This is a genomic window from Bradyrhizobium centrosematis, assembly GCF_045571495.1.
Classification (GTDB): domain Bacteria; phylum Pseudomonadota; class Alphaproteobacteria; order Rhizobiales; family Xanthobacteraceae; genus Bradyrhizobium; species Bradyrhizobium centrosematis.
Window position 1 is genome coordinate 3,847,994 of the sequence record NZ_CP120703.1, and the last position, 18,665, is coordinate 3,866,658.

Consider the following 18,665-nt stretch of genomic DNA (forward strand, 5'->3'; position numbering starts at 1 on the left):
GCCGCAAACGGCTTCGCCGGGCTCTCGATATCAGGCCGGCGAAGCTTTGCGAAGACGGCAAGCCCGGCAATGACGCCCCCAAACAATTGCAATAACAAAGGGCTGACATCACCGGTCCGAGTGGCTATATCACCCCCGCCCGGCACGTCCGGGCTTTCTGCGTTTGATTGGATTTGAGACATGACGGGAACGACACGATCGAGCAGCGGGCTGGACGACCGCCGCAAGCGGCTCTTGTTCCGCTGCTGGCACCGCGGCACGCGCGAGATGGACCTGATCCTCGGCCGCTTCGCGGATGCCGAGATCGGCAATCTGTCGGATGACGAGCTGACGCAGCTCGAGACGCTGCTCGAGGTCAATGATCCCGATCTCTATGCCGCCATCACCGGCGACAAGGTGCTGCCGGCCGCGGTCACCGGCGCGCTGTTTGCCCGCATCAAGGCCTATCCGATCGCGGACGGCGGCGTATGAAGCAGGGGATGAAATCTCCGGCCGAGCTGCTTGCGCCCGGCCGAGCCCTGACGATTGCCAATGTCGCGGAAGGCGCCGAAGGCCTCGTCGTGTCCGATCTGGCGCGCGCCATCGCGGCGCGGCCGAAGAAGCCCGCGGTCAGCCTTGCCGTGGTCTGCCGCGACGGCCCGCGCATGCAGCAGCTGGAGCGCGCGCTGCAATTCTTCGCACCCGATCTGCCGGTGCTGACCTTTCCCGCCTGGGATTGCCAGCCCTATGACCGTGTCTCGCCACATGGCGGCATCCTGGCGCAGCGCCTGACCACGCTGGCACGGCTGGCGGCGCTCACCGGCAGCGACAAGCCGCTGATCGTGCTGACCACGGTGAACGCGGTGGTGCAGCGCGTGCCGGCGCGCGAGCTCGTGGCGGCGCAGGCGCTGTCGGTCGCGCCGGGCAACGTGGTGCCGATGGACACCATTGTCGCCTGGCTCGAGCACAACGGCTATAACCGCTCCTCGACCGTGCGCGAGCCCGGCGAATACGCCGTGCGGGGCGGCATCCTCGACCTGTTTCCGGCCGGCCTCGAGCAGCCGGTCCGCTTCGATTTCTTCGGCGACAGCCTGGAATCGATCCGCACCTTCGACGCGGAGACCCAGCGCACGCTGCTCGACATGCGCTCGCTCGATCTGGTGCCGGTCTCGGAATTCCAGCTCGTCACCGACACCATCCGCCGCTTCCGCATGGGCTACGTCGCCGAGTTCGGAGCGCCCGAGCGTGACGATGCGCTGTACGAGGCCGTCAGCGAGGGCCGCCGCCATCCCGGCATGGAGCACTGGTTGCCGCTGTTCCAGGACCGGATGGACACGCTGTTCGACTATCTGCAGGGCGCGGCAATCGCGATCGAGCCGCAGGCCGAGGACGCCGTCCGCGAGCGCTTCAAGCAGATCCTCGATTACTACCAGGCCCGTCGCGAGGCGATGGAGCATCCCGGCGGCGGTGCGATCTACAAGCCGCTGCCGCCGGATCGGCTCTATCTGACCGAGGAGGAGTGGACCAGGCGCCTCGGCGATATCCCGCTGGCGCGGCTGACGCCGTTTTCGGTGCCGACAGATGGGACGAGCGTGGTGGACGCCGGCGCGCGCAAGGGCCGCGATTTCGCGCCAGAGCGCAACGACAGCAATGTCAACGTGTTCGAATCCGTCGTCAGCCACGTGATGGCGTTGCAGGCGCAGCGCAAGAAGGTCGTGATCGCGCTGTGGACCGAGGGCTCGCGCGACCGCATGACCTCGATGCTGCGCGACCACAAGCTGGCCCACACCACCAGCGTCAACTCCTGGCGCACGGTGCAGGCCACCCCGCGCAACGAGACCATGCTGGCCGTGCTCGGCCTCGAGAGCGGTTTCGAGACCGACGAGATCGCGCTGATCAGCGAGCAGGACATCCTCGGCGACCGCCTGGTGCGGCCGCGCAAGGCCAGCCGGAAGCTCGACAATTTCATTTCGGAGGTGACGAGCCTTGCCGCCGGCGACATCGTCGTCCATGTCGAGCACGGCATCGGCCGCTTCGTCGGCCTGCAGACGCTGGACGTCGCCGGCGCGCCGCATGACTGCCTCGAGCTGCATTACGCCGCCGAGACCAAGCTGTTCCTCCCGGTCGAGAACATCGAGCTGCTGTCGCGCTACGGCTCGGATCAAACCAGCGTCGAGCTGGATAAGCTCGGCGGCTCGGGCTGGCAGACCCGCAAGGCGAAGCTGAAGAACCGCATCCGCGAGATCGCGGGCGAGCTGATCAAGATCGCCGCCGAACGCATGCTGCACGAGGCGCCGAAGCTGCCGGTGCAGCAGGGCCTTTACGACGAGTTCTGCGCACGCTTCCCCTATGACGAGACCGAAGATCAGCTCGGTGCGATCGAGTCCACGCTGAAGGACCTCGAAAAGGGCCGCCCGATGGACCGGCTGATCTGCGGCGACGTCGGCTTCGGCAAGACCGAGGTGGCGCTGCGCGCCGCGTTTGCGGTTGCGCTCGATGGCAAGCAGGTCGCCGTTGTGGTGCCGACCACACTGCTAGCGCGCCAGCACTACCGGACCTTCAGCGAGCGCTTCAAGGGCTTCCCCGTCAACGTCGCGCAGGCCTCGCGCCTGATCCCGACCAAGCAGCTCAACGAGGTCAAGAAGGGCCTCGCCGACGGCTCCGTCGACATCGTCGTCGGCACCCACGCGCTGCTCGGCAAGGCCATCAAATTCCGCGACCTTGGCCTGCTCATCGTCGATGAGGAGCAGCATTTCGGCGTCAGCCACAAGGAGCGGCTGAAGGCCCTGCGTGCCGAGGTGCACGTGCTGACCCTGTCGGCGACGCCGATTCCGCGTACCCTGCAGCTGGCGCTGACCGGGGTGCGCGAGCTCTCGATCATCGCTTCGCCCCCGGTCGATCGCCTTGCGGTGCGCACCTTCGTCGCTCCGCACGATCCCCTGATGATCCGCGAGGCGCTCTTGCGTGAGCGCTATCGCGGCGGCCAGGCGTTTTACGTGGTGCCGCGCATCGACGACCTCGCCGAGGTCAAGGACTTCCTCGACAAGAACGTGCCCGAGATGAAGGTCGCGGTCGCGCACGGCCAGATGCCGCCCGCCGTGATCGAGGACATCATGACCGCGTTCTACGACGGCAAATTCGACATCCTGCTGTCCACCACGATCGTGGAATCCGGCCTCGACATTCCCAACGCCAACACGCTGATCGTGCACCGTGCCGACATGTTCGGTCTCGCGCAGCTCTATCAGCTCCGCGGCCGCGTCGGCCGCTCCAAGCTGCGGGCCTACGCGCTGTTCACGCTGCCGGCACAGCAGAAGATCACCGCGCAGGCCGAGCGCCGGCTCACCGTGCTGCAATCGCTCGAGACGCTGGGCGCCGGCTTCCAGCTCGCTTCCCACGACCTCGACATCCGCGGCGCCGGCAATCTGCTCGGCGAGGAGCAGTCCGGCCACATCAAGGAGGTCGGCTTCGAGCTCTATCAATCGATGCTGGAGGAGGCGATCGTCAACCTCAAGGCCGGCGTCTCCGAGCCCGCCGCGGACCGCTGGTCGCCACAGATCACCATCGGCATGCCCGTGCTGATTCCGGAGGATTACGTCAGCGACCTCTCGGTGCGGCTGTCGCTGTACCGGCGTCTTGCCGATCTCGACACCGAGGAGGAGATCGAGAATTTTGGCGCCGAGATGCGCGACCGCTTCGGCGTGCTGCCGGACGAGGTGCGCTATCTGTTCAAGGTCGCCGCGATCAAGGCGTTCTGCCGCAGGGCCAATGTCGAGAAGATCGACGCCGGCCCGAAGGGCGCCGTCATAGTCTTCCGCGACAATTCCTTCGCCTATCCCGATCGCCTCGTGACCTTCATCCGCAGCTATGGCCAGGCCGCCAAGGTGCGGCCCGACATGAAGGTGGTGTTCCTGCAGGATTGGGAGACGCCGGAAGAGCGTCTGGCCGGCACCACGGAGATCATGCGGCAACTGGCCCAACTCGCCGAGAGCAAGAAGGCGGCGTAGGCCCGGCTCTCACCACGTCATTGCGAGGAGCCTTTGCGACGAAGCAATCCAGAATCTTTCTGCAGAGAGAGCCTGGATTGCTTCGCCGCGCTCGCAATGGCGGTGCTGGTTGCTGTAGCTCGCGCGAAAAGTTAGGACGCCGCCCTTGACGCGTCCGCCGACAGCCGGGCCAGCAAGGACCTCGCCGTATCCGACGGCGACAGCGAATCCACGCTGACCACGGGCTCGCTGCGCATCTCGTGCTTGCCGTTGGAGGTGTGCCGCATCACGGCCGACAAGCGCCGCGCGATCATGTGCGCGGTGCGGAAGTCGGTTTCCGCGAAAACGACGATCACCGAGCCGTCCTTCTGCGCCGCGCCGAAATCCATCTGCCGCATCAGGCGGCTCAGGATGCGGGCAGCATCGAGCTGGGCGCGGGAATTGGCGGGATCGAAGGCGAAGCGCGCCACCGACAAACCGCCGCCGCGGACGTGAGCCTGTTCGACCGCCTTGGCGAAATCGCGAGCGAAGGCTTCCACCGTCAGCAGACCGCTGCGCGGGTCGAGCCAGCCGCCGGCATCGATCGAGCGCAAGGTGCGGCTCAGCTGCGCTTCCATCGCGTGCTGGCGGATCAGGGGCAACGCGTTCGCGGCGACCCTTGCGGGCTCGCCAGGGATCAGCTCGAGATTGGGCAGGTCGTAAGTCTGCGTCAGCTGGTGCGCGGTGACGACGACGGGCAGGCTGCGGAAGCGGGTGTCCTCGGCGAGCACGGTGAGGAAGGCATCGGTCACGCGCGCGGTGAAACCTTCGGCGAGCACGACGCCGTCGAGATCGCGGGTGTTGAGGTGCTTGGCGGCGGCTTCGATCGAGAGCGCACCGACGACGCCGACGCGCTCGCCGAGCGCGACGGAGAGCGCAGGGTAAGCCGCGCCGCGGCCGATCAGGAGGACGGTGGCGTCGCGCGCGGGATCGCCGTCCGGCACCGCGACCTTCACTTCGGGCAATCGGCGCAGCACCGTGGCATGGAGCGTGCGCACGCGCAGCGCGGCGCGAAGCCTCGCGATCAGGCGGTCGGGATTGCCGCCGCGCGAGAAGGGCAGGGCGTTGTGAGGCAGCGTGCCGGCGGCATCCACGGCCACGAAGGGAAGGTAAGGCGATTGGTCGGCGATCTTCTTTGCGAGCGGCGCGATATACGGCTCGTGTCCACCATGCATCGCAGCGAGAATTGCAGCCGGCTGCACCTCCTCGACCGCGCGTGCCGCGCTGGCCCAGTCGATATCCACCACGGGAAACAGCCGGGCTTCGTCCAGCGCCCCGATAAAGGGCGGCCGCTCGGCATCGGACACAAACAGGATCGGGCCCGCCTGGGACATTAGAGAACTCTGATCGCGCAACAATCTGCCGCGCAATCTAGTTCGGCCGCCTTAATGCAGCGTCAACGGAGATGGCGAAACTGCGCCTAGACCGGCCCGGAGCGGTCGCGAAAAGCCTCGACCATCAGGGGGTTAAGCCCGAGTTCGCTGAGCGCCTCGCGGGCGCGGGCATTGTCCTGGGCGCGACCGGCGAGCCGGTGCCCCGAGAGCCGGTCGGGCAGCGCGGTGAGCAGCGCGCCCTGGCCGAGCCGGCGGGCCCATTCCTGCAAATCGTTGGAGAGGAAGCGGTAGCCGCCGACGGCCATGATGCCGGAGGGCGGCGCGGTGATGCAGATCGCGCCGCTCGGACGGTCGAGCCGTGCGGCATAACCGGTGTCGACATAGTCGCGCGGCGGCTGTGCCGTCAGCGTCTCGCCGACCGGCTGCGGGGGGGCATAGGCCGCGATCGGCACCATCGCGCCGCGCAGGCCAAGCATGCCCTTCGGCGTCAGCAGGATTTCGCCGGCGATGGACGAGCCCGCTTGCTCGCGCGGGGCGCCGTGCGGCCCGGGCATCACCGGGACGGGCATGCCGTCCTCGCCGCGGCGGGCGCCGAACAAGCCTGCCTCACCGAACAGATAGACGTCGGTCAGCGGGGCATGGGGAGCGATCCAGGCATCGCTCGCCGCCACTTGCTCGGGCGCGCGCCACAGGCCGATCACGTTGCGCAAGGTCGGCATTCGTGCCGCCAGATCGGCATCGCCGAGCCGCAAGGCAAGCTGCGCTGGTGCGATCAGCACCTCGCATTCATGCTCGTTGATCTGCTGCTCCAGCACCTCGTGCTCGAACGGATGATGCAGCGCGAGCGCGCCGCCGGAGAGCAGCCACACCGCGAGCGAGGAGGCGAGGCCGGCGAACGACATTGGCGCGAACGCCGCCATCACGGTCGCGCCCTGCCTGATGTCGGCTTCCAGCGACATCGCCAGTCCGCCGGCGATCAGGCTGAAATGCGGCCGCGGCACCGGCCGAAAGCCTTCTGCCGTGACGTCGAAGGAGATCATGGCCGCCTTGCGGCCGTCCTGGATCACGGCCCGCGTGGTCCCCGGCGGCCGTGCCAGCACCTCGTCGAGCGGCGCCATGCCTTCGGGCAGACCGGTGCCGAAGCCGCAGACATGTCGGATCGAGAAGGCTTCGGCCGCCGCATGCATCGCGAGATCCGCATAGCCGACGCCGTCGACCGTGCTCATCGTGACGATCGCGCGCGCCGCGGTACGGTTCAGCGCAGCGGTCAGTTCCGCGTGCCGCCACAGCAGCGGCAGCACGGCGACGACGAGGCCGGCGCGATGGGCGGCGAGCACGGTGAGCACGAACTCGACCGTGTTCGGCAATTGGACCGCGATGACGGAATTGGCCGGCAGGCCCGATTCGACGAAGAAGGCCGACAGCGCCTCGATGGCCGTGTCGGCCTCGGCATAGGTCATGCGCCGCGGCTGGTGCCCGGTGATGCGCGCCTTGTTGAGGGGATCGAGCAGGGCGGTCGCATGCGGCTGCCGCATCAGCGTGCGCTGAAACAGTGTGTCGAGCGTCGGCGATACGGCTGGCTGGTTCACGGCGTTACTTCGCTTGCGTCGCTGGAGGCTCACCCTTCGACCACCAGGTCTCCGGCAAATAGCCCGAGAGCGAGGTGTCCTTGGGCCGTTCTATCCGATTCCAGCGCGCGATCCATTGCTCGGATACGTTAAACAGCGGGATTGTATAGAAGCCTGCCATCAAGGCGCGGTCGAGCGCCCGCACCGACGAGACGAAATCCGTATGTTCACGGGCCTCGAGCAGCGCGGCGATCATGGCATCGATCGCCGGATCCTTGGCGCCCATGTAGTTGCGGGTGCCCGGATTGTCCGCGGCAGCGCTGCCCCAGTAGAAATATTGCTCGTTGCCGGGCGACAGCGACTCGTCCCAGCGGTTCTGGATCATGTCGAACTCGAAGGCAAGCCGGCGCTGGTCGAACTGCACGGGATCGACCGACCGCACGCTCGGCTCGATGCCGGCGCGCTTGAGGTCGCGCTGGAACGCGAGGGCGATCCGCTCCTGGTCGCGGGTCGTGACCATGATCTCGAAGGTGAACGGCGCCTTGGTCGCGCGGTTGCGCAGCACGTTGCCGTTGAGCTCGTAGCCGGCCTCCGACAACAATTTCAGCGCCGCGCGCAGCGTGGTGCGGTCGTGGCCCGAGCCGTCGGTGACCGGCAGGCGGTAGCTGCCATCCATGATGTCGGCCGGAATACGCGCCGCGAACGGCGTCAGCAGCTCACGCTCGCGCGCGTCCGCGGGCCGGCCATAGGCCGACAGGTCCGAGCCGGCGAAATAGCCGGCGGCCCGCGAATAGAGCCCGAAGAAGTAGTTGCGATTGACCAGCTCGAAATCGAACAGCAGCGTCAGCGCCCGGCGCACGCGGATGTCGGCGAAGATCGGGCGGCGCGTGTTGAAGACCAGGAATTCGGACGGCTGCGGCACTCCGGGCCTGACAGTGTCGCGGATCACCTCGCCGCTCCTTGCAGCCGGAAAATCGTAGCCGTCGTGCCATCGCAGCGGCTCGTGCTCGATGCGGAAATCGTAGAGCCCGCGCTTGAAGGCTTCGAACTGGCCGTTGGCCTCGCGAAAATAGTCGAGCCGGATCTCGTCGAAATTGTAGAGCCCGCGGTTGATGGGCAGGTCGCGGCCCCAATAATCGGGATTGCGGGTCAGCGTGACGCTGGCGCCGGGCTTGACCGCCGTGACGCGATAGGGGCCGGAGCCGATCGGGCTCGTCAGCGTCGTTTCCTCGAAGGTCGCGACGTCGATGGCGTGCTTGGGCAGGATCGGCATCAGGCCGAGAATCAGCGGCAGCTCACGATCGTTGGCGCCTGCGAGATCGAAGCGGACGGTGAGGGGATCGGGCGCCTCAGCCTTGGCGACCTTGGCGTAGTATTGCCGGTGGTTCGGCCGGCCGTGGTCGCGCAGCAATTGCCAGGAAAACAGCACGTCTTCGGCCGTTACCGGCTTGCCGTCGGAGAAACGGGCGCGCGGATCGAGGCGGAAGGTGACGAAGCTTCGCTCGTCGTCGGTCTCGACGCTTCTGGCGAGCAGGCCATAGAGCGTGAACGGCTCGTCATTGCCGCGCGCGAGCAGGCTCTCGACCACGTAGCTCCGCATCTGCTGCACGGCCAGTCCCTTGACGATGAAGGGATTGAGGCTGTCGAAGGTCCCGAGAACACCCCAGGTCAGGCGGCCGCCCTTGGGAGCATCCGGATTGACGTAGGGCATGTGGGCGAAATCGGCCGGCATCGCCGGCTTGCCGTGCATGGCAATGGCATGGGCCTCCTCGGCCCACGCGGCGCCTGATGGCAGTCCGCCAGCAAGGACCGAGACAATGGCCGAGGCCAGGACGCAAAGGCGGATACCGAGGCCCTCGAAAAGGCGTGGGAACATGAACATCAGGACACGTTGATTCGAGGATCGGCGCGCATGAATCCTATCACAGGGAATTTCACCGGGCGCAGCTGCGGATGTGGTCAAAGGCGCTTGTCGGCATTGATCTTTTCGTCGGCCACGTTAAGAAGGCACCCGATCGCGCAAGAGCGTCGAGCCCGTCACTTATCCGCCTCAATCGACGGGGAGAGAACCGCGCCCAACGCGGCCAGGTTCGGCGCTTCGGAGCGGTTCGGGCGCTTCCCGTTCAGAAAGGGTTTTCCGCAATGAATTTCCGTTACTTGGCCGCGTCCGTCCGGCCGCGCGGGCGACTTCTCGCCTTGTTGACGGCGACGGCGTTGGCCGTTCCGTTTGCTGCCGAGGCCCAGAACCCGGCGCCAGCCCCCGGCGCGCCCAAGGCCGCCCCGGCCCCGAAAGCGGCGGCTCCGAAGGCCGCCCCCAAGGCGCCGGCCCAGGCGCAGCCGGCCCAGCAAGCTCCCGCCCAGGGCGCTCCGGCACAGCAGGGTGCGGCTCAGCCGGCTGATCAGCAGATCCAGCTGATCTACGCCCCCTGGACCAAGTTCTGCCTGAAGGGCCAGGACGCCAACGCCAAGCAGGTCTGCTTCACCGGCAAGGACGGCCGCATCGAATCGGGCCAGCCGGTCATCGCGGCCGTCATCATCGAGCCGGAAGGCGAGCCCAAGAAGATCCTGCGCGTGACGCTGCCGCTCGGCATGCAGCTCGTGCACGGCACCCGCATCATCGTCGACAGCAACGCGCCGCTGCAGAGCCCGTATGTGATCTGCTTCCAGAACGGCTGCATGTCCGACTACGAGGCGACGCCCGAGCTCATCAACAACATGAAGAAGGGCCAGAACCTCGTCGTCCAGGCGATCAACGCCAACGGCGCACCGCTGACCCTGCCGCTGCCGCTCGCCGGCGAGTTCCAGAAGGCCTATGACGGACCGCCGACCGATCCGAAGGTGTTCGAGGAAACCCAGAAGAAGCTGCAGGAAGAGCTTCAGAAGAAAGCCGAAGAGCAGCGCAAGAAGCTCGAGCAGCAGGGTGCTGCTCCCGGGGCACCGCCGGCAGGTCAGAAGTAATCGGGACCCGATCCCGGACATGGAAAAGGCGCTCATCTCGAGCGCCTTTTTTGCTGGCCGCACTTCGAGAGATCGACACCCGAAGGGAGAGATGAACGAAGCGTTCGCCCGCGTTCTAGTTCAGCGAGGGATTGCGCGGGCGGTAGCCGCCATCCTTGTTCTTGATGAAGATCTCGGCGACCTGGGAATGCCGGATCGGCTCGCCGGACTCGTCGGGCAACAGGTTCTGCTCGGACACGTAGGCGACGTACTCGGACTCCGCGTTCTCCGCGAGCAGGTGGTAGAACGGCTGATCCTTGTGGGGCCGCACCTCCTCGGGGATCGACAGCCACCACTCCTCGGTGTTGTTGAATTCCGGATCGATGTCGAAGATCACGCCCCGGAACGAGAAGATCCGGTGGCGCACGACCTGTCCGATCTGGAATTTGGCGGTCCGCGCTTTAATCATCCCTCGTCGATAGACCAGGATTGTGGCCGATGCTAGTGCCCTGATCTGGAATTAACCTGCGGCTGCTGGGCGGATAGCCCCAAAATCTTCAGAAAACACTTCATCAATGGTCGATATCCTCAACTTGGCACTACCTTATTTCGGCTTGATCTTCGTCGGCTTCGCGTGTGGCAAGGTCAAATCGTTGCCGGAATCGGGCCTCGCCTGGATGAACTTCTTCCTGCTCTACGTGTCGCTGCCGGCGCTGCTGTTCGCGATCATGTCCAAGACGCCGTTCTCGGAACTGAACAACCCGCCGTTCCTGGTCGCGACCACGCTGTCCACCGTCGCCGCATTCACCCTGGCACTGGTGGTGGCCAAGGTTTTCGGCCGGCTGACACTGCGCGAGGCGACGCTCGCCGGCCTCTCGGGTGGCTACGGCAATATCGGCTACATGGGGCCCGGGCTGGCGCTCGCCGTGCTCGGCACCAAGGCTGCGGCGCCGACCGCGCTGATCTTCTGCTGCGACAGCATCTTCCTGTTCACCATCGTGCCGCTGCTGATCGAGCTGTCCGACCGCGATCATCCCTCGATCGTGCACGCCTTCGGCGTCGTGCTGAAGCAGATCGTGCTCAATCCGCTGATCATGTCGGCCTGCTTTGGTGCGGCGGTCGCCGCGCTCCATATCGAAATGCCCGTCGCACTCGACCGCACCATCACCTTCCTGCAGAACGCCGCGGCCCCGACCGCGCTGTTCGTGCTCGGCGTGACCGTGGCGCTGCGCCCGTTCGACCGGGTCCCATGGGAGGTGCCGGGCGTGATCACGGTCAAGCTGCTGTTCCACCCGCTCGCTGCATTCGGCCTGATGCTGGCGTTCGGGCCGTTCGCGCAGCCCTGGGCCGCCACCGCGGTGTTGATGGCCTCGCTGCCCCCGGCGCTGAACGTGTTCGTGATCGCCCGGCAGAACGATGCCTGGATCGAATCCGCGTCCGTCGCAGTGCTGCTCGGGACCTTCGCGTCGGTGGTCACGCTGACCAGCGTGATGTGGGCGATCCAGACGGGACGGCTGGCGTTTCCGTGAGTGCTGACGGGATGTCCACCTCTCCCCGACGGGGAGAGGTGTTCGAACGCTCCGGCCGACAGCCAGTTCGCGGCTACCGTCGCCAGGTCGGCGTCAGGCCCTCGCGCATCGCAAAGCGGCGAAGCGGGCCGATGGCGCCGAGCAGGTGCATGCCGACGGCGCGGACCGGCTGCAGCGGCAGGAAATCATTGAGGAGGGAGCGGTTGGCGATGTCGATGGCAAAGGTCCGGCTGAGGATGTCCGGGCGCCGGGCACGATCGTAGCGCTTGAGCACCTCGTCCGCGCCGGGATCCTGGCCCGTGGCGACGGCTTCGCCGGCAAGCCGCGCAATGTCGGCGGCATCGCGCAGGCCAAGATTGAGGCCCTGAGCGCCGATCGGCGGAACCACGTGAGCCGCTTCGCCGACGAGCGCGATGCGGTCGCGGCCGAAGGATTTTGGACGTTCGATCGCGAGCGGGAACAAGTTGCGCCCGGGCTCCACCGTCATGCGTCCCAGGATCGAATGTGACTGCTTCTCGACCGCCGCCGACAGCTCCGCGTCGTCAAGGCTCCGCAGCCGCTCGGCTTCCGCCGGTGCCGAGACCCAGACGACACTGGAACGGTCACCGCACAGGGGCACGAACACGCAAGGCCCGTGCGGGGTGTGGAACTCGGTCGAGACGTTGCGATGCGGCCGCGCGTGCCCGACGTTGAAGGTCAGCGCCGTCTGGTTCAGCTCGCGCCGCGTCACCTCGATGCCGGCGGCCTCACGGCACAGCGAATGCCGGCCGTCGGCGCCGACCACGAGGCGGGCCGAGAGAAACTGTGCGGTGGTCGTGCGGATCGCGACGTCGTCGGCTCCGACGATGACGCTTTCGGCCTCGTCGTCGAAACGGACGAGATTGGGCAGCTCGGCCGCACGCTCTTCCAACGCCAGCATCAGCGAGCGATTGTCGATATTGTAGCCGAAGGCGTCGAGCGCGATTTCGTGACAGGAGAACCGGACTTCCGGTGCGCGGAACAGCCGGCCGGTGTCGTCGACGAGGCGCATGACCTCGAGCGCGGCCGCCTTGTCCTTGCAGTGCGACCAGACGTCGAGCGTCTCCAGGAGGTCGACGGAGGCGCCGAGCAATGCGGTGGTGCGATTGTCGGCATAAGGAAGACGGCGCGCCACGAGTGCGGTCCGGGCCCCCGCCTGCGCCAGCGCGATCGCCGCGGCAAGGCCCGCCGGTCCGCCGCCGATCACGGCGGTGTCATGGAGTGTCGATGCGTCTGTCATGGAACGACAAATGACACGCTCCGCGGCAAATTCAAGTCCACTGATTTTGCCCGATTTTTCGACGAATTGTGCGGTCGGGCGACGCCATGGCGGATGTGCAAATCGGCCTCGTTCTGATAGCAGAAGCCATGGATAGCCAAGAGGATTCCCTGAAGCCCACGCCCGCGATCCGCGCCGCGGCCTTCTCGGTGCACATCTTCACCGCGTTCGGCGCGGCGATCGCGCTGCTGGCGATGATGGAAGCCGTGCGCGAGCACTGGGCGGCGATGTTTCAATGGCTGGGCGTCGCCCTGATCATCGACGCGATCGACGGACCGATCGCGCGCCGGCTCGACGTCAAGAACGTGCAGCCGAACTGGTCGGGGGACGTGCTCGATCTCGTGGTCGACTTCGTCACTTATGTCTTCGTGCCGGCCTATGCGATCGTGGCCAGCGGGCTGTTGCTGCCCGTCGCAGCTCCCTTGCTCGGCGTCGCCATCATCGTCACCAGCGCATTATATTTCGCCGATCTGCGCATGAAGGCGGACGACAATCATTTCCGCGGCTTCCCGGCGCTGTGGAATGCGGCGGCGTTCTATCTGTTCCTGCTGCATTGGCCCCCGCTGTGGTCGACGCTGCTGGTGGCCGCGCTGGTCGTGCTGACCTTCGTGCCGTTCCACGTGCTGCATCCGGTCCGCGTCGTGCGGCTGCGCTGGCTGACGCTGTCGCTGATCGCGATCTGGGCGGTGCTCGGCCTCTACGTGCTGGAGATGGACTTCCACGTCGGCACTTCCGTCACCATCGTGCTGTGCGCCATCGCGCTCTGGATCAGCTTCAGCGACGCCTTGATCCGCCTGGCAAGATCGTTCGCATGATGCAGCTGCTGACCAGCCCCGAAGCCTGGGCGGCGCTGCTTACCTTGACGTCGCTCGAGATCGTGCTCGGCATCGACAACGTCATCTTCCTGTCGGTGATCGTCTCGCGCATCCCGGAGCAGCAGGCGCATCGCGCCCGCCAGATCGGCCTTGCGCTGGCGCTGATGTTCCGCATCATCCTGCTCAGCCTGCTGGTCTGGCTGATCGGGCTGACCGCGCCGCTGTTCGCTTTCAACGACTACGACTTCTCCTGGCGCGACCTCATCCTGATCGGCGGCGGCCTGTTCCTGATCGCCAAGGCGACGCACGAGATTCACGGCGAGGTCGAAGCCGACGACGGTGAGGGCGAGAGCAAATCCGGCGGCAGCGCCTTCTTCTGGGTGATCGTCCAGATCGTGATCATCGACATCGTGTTCTCGCTAGATTCGATCATCACCGCGATCGGCATGGCGCAGGACATCGAGATCATGATCGCGGCGGTCGTGATCGCCTGCCTGATCATGTACATTTCGGCAGGGCCGGTGGCGCGCTTCGTCGCGGAGCACCCGACGACGAAAATGCTGGCGCTGGCCTTCCTGGTTCTGATCGGCGTCGCGCTGGTCGCGAACGGATTCCAATTCCACATTCCGCGCGGCTATATCTATTTCGCAATTGCGTTCTCCGCGGCGGTCGAATTCTTCAACGTGCTGGCAAAGCGCAACCGCAGGAAAACCGGCAAGCCCGCCGCTTAGCGGCTGCGGCCAGCGTCGAGTTGACAAGGCGGGCGCGATGTCTTTCGCTCAAGCCCGGGAGAAGAGGAGGTCAGGTGATGACCAAAGCGGTCCGTGTGCACAAGGTCGGAGGCCCCGAGGCCCTGGTCTATGAGAGTGTCGACGTGCCGGCACCCGGTCCCGGCGAGGTGCGCATTCGTCAGCATGCGGTCGGCCTGAACTTCATCGACGTCTACTATCGCACCGGTCTCTACAAGGCACCGGGGCTGCCCTTCATCGCCGGCAACGAGGCCTCGGGCGAGGTCACTGCGGTCGGGCCCGGCGTGACGAATTTCCATCCCGGCGACCGCGTCGCCTACTATCACAATCTCGGCGCCTATACCGGCGAGCGCACCATCCCCTGGGAGAAGCTGGTCAAGCTGCCCGACCACATCACCCACGAGCAGGGTGCCGTGCTGATGCTGAAGGGGCTGACCGTCTGGTATCTCCTGCACAAGACCTTCAAGGTCGAGCCGCATCACCGCGTGCTGATCCATGCCGCCGCCGGCGGCATCGGCCTGCTCGCCTGCCAATGGGCGAGGGCGCTCGGCGCGCACGTCATCGGCACGGTCGGCTCGCGCGAGAAGGCCGAGCTCGCCGAGGCCAATGGCTGCGACCACGTCATCCTCTACAACGAGGAGGACTTCGTCGCGCGCGTCAAGCAGATCAGTCGCAATGAAGGCTGCGACGTCGTCTATGACGGCGTCGGTAAGGCGACCTTCCCGGGGTCGCTGTCCTGCCTGAAGCCGCGCGGCATGTTCGTCTCGTTCGGCAACGCCTCGGGTCCGGTGCCGCCGTTCTCGATCGCCGAGCTCAACAGTCACGGCTCGCTGTTCGCGACCCGACCGAAGCTCAACGACTACATCGGCACGCGCAAGGAGCTGCTGGAAGGCGCCGACACGCTGTTCGCCGCCGTCATCAACGGCAAGCTGCACGTGCCCATCAACCATGCCTACGCGCTCAAGGACGCCGCGAAGGCCCATATCGATCTCGAAAGCCGCAAGACCACCGGCGCCTCGATCTTGAAGCCGTAGCCCGCCGTCGTTCCGGGGCGATGCGAAGCATCGAACCCGGAACCTCGAGATTCTCAGGTGCGCAATTGCGCACCATGGTTCGGTCCTGCGGACCGCCCGGGAATGACAAGGATGGACCTACGCCACCCGTCGTGCCGCGCCGGCCTTGGTCAGGATCGCGTCGAGACATGCGATCATCTCGGCGATCTCTGCTTTCGTGACATTCAGTGCCGGCATGAAGCGCAAGGTGTCGACCTGTGGGGCGTTGAGCAGCACGCCCGCCTCGAACGCCTGCGCGACGATGCCCGGCGCCATCGGCAGCTTGAGGTCGAGCGCGAGCAGCAGGCCGCGCCCCCGCACGCCGCCGAGCCCATGCCGGGCGGAGACCTTCTGCAACTCGCTTTCGAGCAGGAGGCCGGTCTCGGTGACCTGTTTCAGGAAGTCGGGCCCGCTGACCTGTTCGAGCACCGCAAGCCCCGCCGCGCACATGATCGGGTTGCCGTTGAACGTGCCGCCCTGGTCGCCGTGCTCGAAGCATGATGCGCGTTCCGTTGCGAGCAGGGCCGCGAGCGGCACGCCGCCGCCGATGCCCTTGCCGAGCGTCATGATGTCCGGCGCAATCCCCGTATGCTCATGATGGAACAGCTTTCCGGTCCGGCCCATGCCGGTCTGGATCTCGTCGAAAATGAGCAGGAGGCCGTGCGCATCGGTCAGCGCGCGCAGCTCCTGCAGGAACTGATCGGTCGCAGGCCACACGCCGGATTCACCCTGGATCGGCTCGAGCATCACGGCGACGGTGTTGGCGTTGATCAGCTTCTCGACCGAGGCGATGTCGTTGAGCTTGGCCTTCTTGAAGCCCGCGACCTTCGGCTCGAACAGCGGCTCGAATGCCTTCTTGCCCGAGGCCGACATGGTCGCCAGCGTCCGGCCGTGGAAGCCGCCTTCGAAGCTGATGATCTCGAATGCGCCGCCCTTGTGCAGGCTGCCATATTTCCGCGCGAGCTTGATCGCGCCCTCATTGGCTTCCGCGCCCGAATTGGCAAAGAACACCTGGTCGAACGCGCTGTGCTCGACCAGCGCCTGCGCCAGCTTCAGGCTCGGCTCGTTGTAGAAGGCCGGACTCGGCGTCAAGAGCCGCTTGGCTTGAGCTGCGAGAGCATCGGCGATCGCGGGCGGGGAGTGGCCGAGGCAGTTCACGGCCCAGCCCTGCACGAAGTCGAGATAGCGCTTGCGGCTGTCGTCCCAGAGGTAGGAGCCGGCGCCACGGACGAACACGGCCTTCGGCCGTGCAGTGATGTCCATCAGCGCGTCATACGGATGCGTGGTCATGTCGTACTCCTCTGGAGGCGGGTGGAAAACGGGCGCAAAAAGCAGAAAGGCCGCACCTTGCGGGTGCGGCCTTCTCGAAAACTTCAGCTGAATTCAGTGGTTCAGCGGCGTCCTCGGACATGGCGCACCCTCTCGTCGTCGCGGGAGCGACGGCGGAGCATGTCGGTGCGCTGGTTGGTCCGGGCGTTGATCATGGGGCGCGTCCGTACAGCCGAATAGCAGGGCTTGTCAAGAAGGCTTTTGCAGGATGCTCGCCGAGCGTGCATCGGTCAGGTCGGGTGCGCGGCTTCCTCGGCCTCTTCACAGCCCCAATCCGCGTCCGCAATCGCCGTGTCGATCAGCTCACCGCGCAGCAGCTTGAGCGGCGAATTCCAGTACAGCGCGATGTTGTGGAAGGGGTCGGTCAGCACCTTGAACACCCAGACGAGGCCCGTCGTGACATCGCGCGTCGCGAACAGCTGCAGCATGCGCGCAAGTCCGCCGCCGATGCCGATGGCGAGCCAGAGCGTGCCGACATGCCGGATGAAATCGAGGCGGTCAGCCGGCGCATCGAACAACCCGAACAGCGTCGGAAAGGCGTACAGCGCAAGCGGCGCGCTGCCCCAGACCAGCAGCAGGATGATCTTGCGGGTCTGATTGTAGCCGACCTTGACCGCTTCCTTGTGCTCGTTGCTGACGTCGTTGACGGAATCATAGCCGTTCGGCTCGAAGAAGAAATGCCCGGTCTGCCGCGTCAGCATCGCGAGCCAGCCAATGATGCCGGCGAGGGCGGAGTCCTTGAACAGCAGGGCGTAGCAGCCGAGGAAGATCACGGCACTGATCAGGTGCAGCGTCTGGTTGACGGTGCTCTGGTGGTAGAAGCGGTAATCGTCGAAGCGCTGCGTGCGCAGCATGTCCGAGAGGTGGCTCATCCTCGTTCCTCGCTCGCGTTGAAAACGCGGGCAGAGTTAGGCCGAGTCCGTGACCCCTGCGTGAATGCATTATAGTGTCATATTGCGGTGCGCTGGCCGTCTCGCCGTGGCACGCCCTGCAGCAACCCTTGGGGCACTGGCGCGTTTGTGATCATGGGACGCGATTTGGTTCGAACCGGCTTCACGACGGTTCAGACCAAGCAAGACGGGACCCATCAGACCAGTTTTCAGCCTTGTCCGACACGCCTTACCCAATTGACCTCGACAGCATTCGCGGTGCGTTTCCGCCGGGTATTGAGGCGCCATCGCTGTTGGTCGACTTCGCCGGCTGGCTGAAGGGGCGACCCTGGGGCAGCGTCGGCTGCTTCTCGCTGCAAGGCCAGTTCTCCGATTCAGCGCCAATCGTCGACGGCAGTCCCTTGCGCGACAGGTTCTCGCTGTTCATGCGGCTGCCTGACGGCTCGGCCGTCGGCGGCTGGTATGGCGCGGGTCTCGATCGCGACGACCCGCCGATCGTCGGACTGGGATCGGAGGGCGATTACGAGCTGCTGGCGCCGTCTCTCGACGCGCTGCTGACGAGGCTGACATCGCAGCAATTCGACCGGGCCTGGAGCGATCTGAAGCCGCATGAGGACGTCGAGCCTCAGACAGTGGAGCTGGCGCAATGGCTCGCCGGACAACCGGTCGGCGACAAGGCGGCGTGTGACGATGGCGCGGCGGATCTGCCCGACTTCCGCGGCTTCGTGGAGAAATGGAGCCGGGATCGCGAGTACTATTGGGCCCATCACCGCCTGATGGCCGAGCTCGGCTGGCGGCTGGCCGCACATCTGCCCAAGGGCAGAAATCCCTGGGACAAGACGCGCTTCGAAGTCGCGATCGTCGGCAAGCAGTACGAGGCGCGCGTGCTCTCGCGCGGGCCGCAACCTTTCGAGGAAGCTGCTTCGATCGAATCCCTGTTGCGCGATCTCCGCGAGGAAATGCGGCGTGCGCAGCCCGGGCTCGGGCTTTGGTATGCGATGAAATTCGGCCTCTATGCCGACGGCCGGGTCATGCCGAACTTCGAATACGATGTGCGCCCGACCATCGACGGCGAGCCGGCGAAATTATCCGAGGCACAGGCCGATCTCGCCCGCGCCCCTCGTCCGGAGCGCTGGGTGCCGAAATGGCTGGCGTGATGGG

Annotated in this window: 15 protein-coding genes; 8 read left to right on the forward strand and 7 right to left on the reverse strand. The window is 66.0% G+C overall.

Annotated features, from left to right (window positions below; translation table 11 throughout):
• Positions 1–180: 180 nt before the first annotated feature.
• Positions 181–471, forward strand: a complete 291-nt coding sequence (locus tag P6U31_RS18550; RefSeq protein ID WP_407183091.1) for a succinate dehydrogenase assembly factor 2 — start codon at positions 181–183, stop codon at positions 469–471.
• Positions 468–3,986 (forward strand): transcription-repair coupling factor, encoded by a 3,519-nt coding sequence (mfd, locus tag P6U31_RS18555; RefSeq protein WP_407183092.1) that lies wholly within the window; start codon positions 468–470, stop codon positions 3,984–3,986. Before P6U31_RS18550 ends, mfd begins: the two co-directional genes overlap by 4 nt.
• Positions 3,987–4,117: 131 nt before the next feature.
• Here mfd and P6U31_RS18560 read toward each other — a convergent pair whose 3' ends face one another.
• The 3 genes from P6U31_RS18560 to P6U31_RS18570 form a co-directional block, all read right to left on the reverse strand.
• Positions 4,118–5,338: a GGDEF domain-containing protein gene (locus tag P6U31_RS18560; protein ID WP_407183093.1), complete on the reverse strand. Its 1,221-nt coding sequence runs from the start codon at positions 5,336–5,338 to the stop codon at positions 4,118–4,120.
• An 86-nt stretch (positions 5,339–5,424) separates the two neighbouring features.
• A complete protein-coding gene (locus tag P6U31_RS18565; protein ID WP_407183094.1) occupies positions 5,425–6,927 on the reverse strand; it encodes an AMP-binding protein in 1,503 nt (500 codons plus the stop codon).
• Between the two features lie 4 nt (positions 6,928–6,931).
• Complete coding sequence (locus tag P6U31_RS18570; RefSeq protein WP_407183095.1) at positions 6,932–8,788, reverse strand: extracellular solute-binding protein; 1,857 nt, start codon at positions 8,786–8,788, stop codon at positions 6,932–6,934.
• A gap of 260 nt (positions 8,789–9,048) precedes the next feature.
• Between P6U31_RS18570 and P6U31_RS18575 the strand changes: the two genes are divergently transcribed.
• A complete protein-coding gene (locus P6U31_RS18575) occupies positions 9,049–9,864 on the forward strand; it encodes an invasion associated locus B family protein (protein ID WP_407183096.1) in 816 nt (271 codons plus the stop codon).
• A 115-nt stretch (positions 9,865–9,979) separates the two neighbouring features.
• Here the strand turns inward: P6U31_RS18575 and hspQ are convergent, their stop codons facing one another.
• Complete coding sequence (gene hspQ / locus P6U31_RS18580) at positions 9,980–10,312, reverse strand: heat shock protein HspQ (RefSeq protein ID WP_018317973.1); 333 nt, start codon at positions 10,310–10,312, stop codon at positions 9,980–9,982.
• 106 nt (positions 10,313–10,418) lie between these two features.
• Here hspQ and P6U31_RS18585 point away from each other — a divergent pair, with 106 nt between their 5' ends.
• On the forward strand, positions 10,419–11,372 hold the full coding sequence (locus P6U31_RS18585) for an AEC family transporter (protein WP_407183097.1): 954 nt from the start codon (positions 10,419–10,421) through the stop codon (positions 11,370–11,372).
• Positions 11,373–11,445: 73 nt separating this feature from the next.
• Here P6U31_RS18585 and P6U31_RS18590 read toward each other — a convergent pair whose 3' ends face one another.
• Positions 11,446–12,630 carry a UbiH/UbiF family hydroxylase gene (locus P6U31_RS18590; protein WP_407183098.1) on the reverse strand — a complete coding sequence of 395 codons (1,185 nt, stop codon included), beginning with the start codon at positions 12,628–12,630 and terminating at the stop codon, positions 11,446–11,448.
• An 86-nt stretch (positions 12,631–12,716) separates the two neighbouring features.
• Here P6U31_RS18590 and pcsA point away from each other — a divergent pair, with 86 nt between their 5' ends.
• The 3 genes from pcsA to P6U31_RS18605 all read left to right on the forward strand — a co-directional run bounded on the left by pcsA (position 12,717) and on the right by P6U31_RS18605 (position 15,267).
• Positions 12,717–13,484, forward strand: a complete 768-nt coding sequence (gene pcsA, locus P6U31_RS18595; RefSeq protein WP_407183099.1) for a phosphatidylcholine synthase — start codon at positions 12,717–12,719, stop codon at positions 13,482–13,484.
• Positions 13,481–14,215, forward strand: coding sequence for a TerC family protein (locus P6U31_RS18600; RefSeq protein ID WP_407183100.1), 735 nt, complete (start codon positions 13,481–13,483; stop codon positions 14,213–14,215). Before pcsA ends, P6U31_RS18600 begins: the two co-directional genes overlap by 4 nt.
• Positions 14,216–14,292: 77 nt before the next feature.
• A complete protein-coding gene (locus tag P6U31_RS18605) occupies positions 14,293–15,267 on the forward strand; it encodes a quinone oxidoreductase family protein (protein ID WP_407183101.1) in 975 nt (324 codons plus the stop codon).
• 117 nt (positions 15,268–15,384) lie between these two features.
• On the opposite strand, the gene P6U31_RS18610 is transcribed toward P6U31_RS18605, so the two are convergent.
• Positions 15,385–16,575, reverse strand: a complete 1,191-nt coding sequence (locus tag P6U31_RS18610) for an acetylornithine transaminase (protein WP_407183102.1) — start codon at positions 16,573–16,575, stop codon at positions 15,385–15,387.
• Positions 16,576–16,844: 269 nt separating this feature from the next.
• A complete protein-coding gene (locus P6U31_RS18615; protein WP_407183103.1) occupies positions 16,845–17,486 on the reverse strand; it encodes a hypothetical protein in 642 nt (213 codons plus the stop codon).
• Between the two features lie 233 nt (positions 17,487–17,719).
• Here P6U31_RS18615 and P6U31_RS18620 point away from each other — a divergent pair, with 233 nt between their 5' ends.
• Positions 17,720–18,661, forward strand: a complete 942-nt coding sequence (locus P6U31_RS18620) for a hypothetical protein (RefSeq protein ID WP_407183104.1) — start codon at positions 17,720–17,722, stop codon at positions 18,659–18,661.
• Positions 18,662–18,665: the final 4 nt, after the last annotated feature.

Coding starts and splice junctions, on each gene's coding strand:
- P6U31_RS18550 (WP_407183091.1), top strand. CDS start 181: ATGACGGGAACGACACGATCGAGCAGCGGGCTGGACGACCGCCGCAAG.
- mfd (WP_407183092.1), top strand. CDS start 468: ATGAAGCAGGGGATGAAATCTCCGGCCGAGCTGCTTGCGCCCGGCCGA.
- P6U31_RS18560 (WP_407183093.1), bottom strand. CDS start 5,338: ATGTCCCAGGCGGGCCCGATCCTGTTTGTGTCCGATGCCGAGCGGCCG.
- P6U31_RS18570 (WP_407183095.1), bottom strand. CDS start 8,788: ATGTTCATGTTCCCACGCCTTTTCGAGGGCCTCGGTATCCGCCTTTGC.
- P6U31_RS18575 (WP_407183096.1), top strand. CDS start 9,049: ATGAATTTCCGTTACTTGGCCGCGTCCGTCCGGCCGCGCGGGCGACTT.
- hspQ (WP_018317973.1), bottom strand. CDS start 10,312: ATGATTAAAGCGCGGACCGCCAAATTCCAGATCGGACAGGTCGTGCGC.
- P6U31_RS18585 (WP_407183097.1), top strand. CDS start 10,419: ATGGTCGATATCCTCAACTTGGCACTACCTTATTTCGGCTTGATCTTC.
- P6U31_RS18590 (WP_407183098.1), bottom strand. CDS start 12,630: ATGACAGACGCATCGACACTCCATGACACCGCCGTGATCGGCGGCGGA.
- pcsA (WP_407183099.1), top strand. CDS start 12,717: ATGGCGGATGTGCAAATCGGCCTCGTTCTGATAGCAGAAGCCATGGAT.
- P6U31_RS18600 (WP_407183100.1), top strand. CDS start 13,481: ATGATGCAGCTGCTGACCAGCCCCGAAGCCTGGGCGGCGCTGCTTACC.
- P6U31_RS18605 (WP_407183101.1), top strand. CDS start 14,293: ATGACCAAAGCGGTCCGTGTGCACAAGGTCGGAGGCCCCGAGGCCCTG.
- P6U31_RS18610 (WP_407183102.1), bottom strand. CDS start 16,575: ATGACCACGCATCCGTATGACGCGCTGATGGACATCACTGCACGGCCG.
- P6U31_RS18615 (WP_407183103.1), bottom strand. CDS start 17,486: ATGAGCCACCTCTCGGACATGCTGCGCACGCAGCGCTTCGACGATTAC.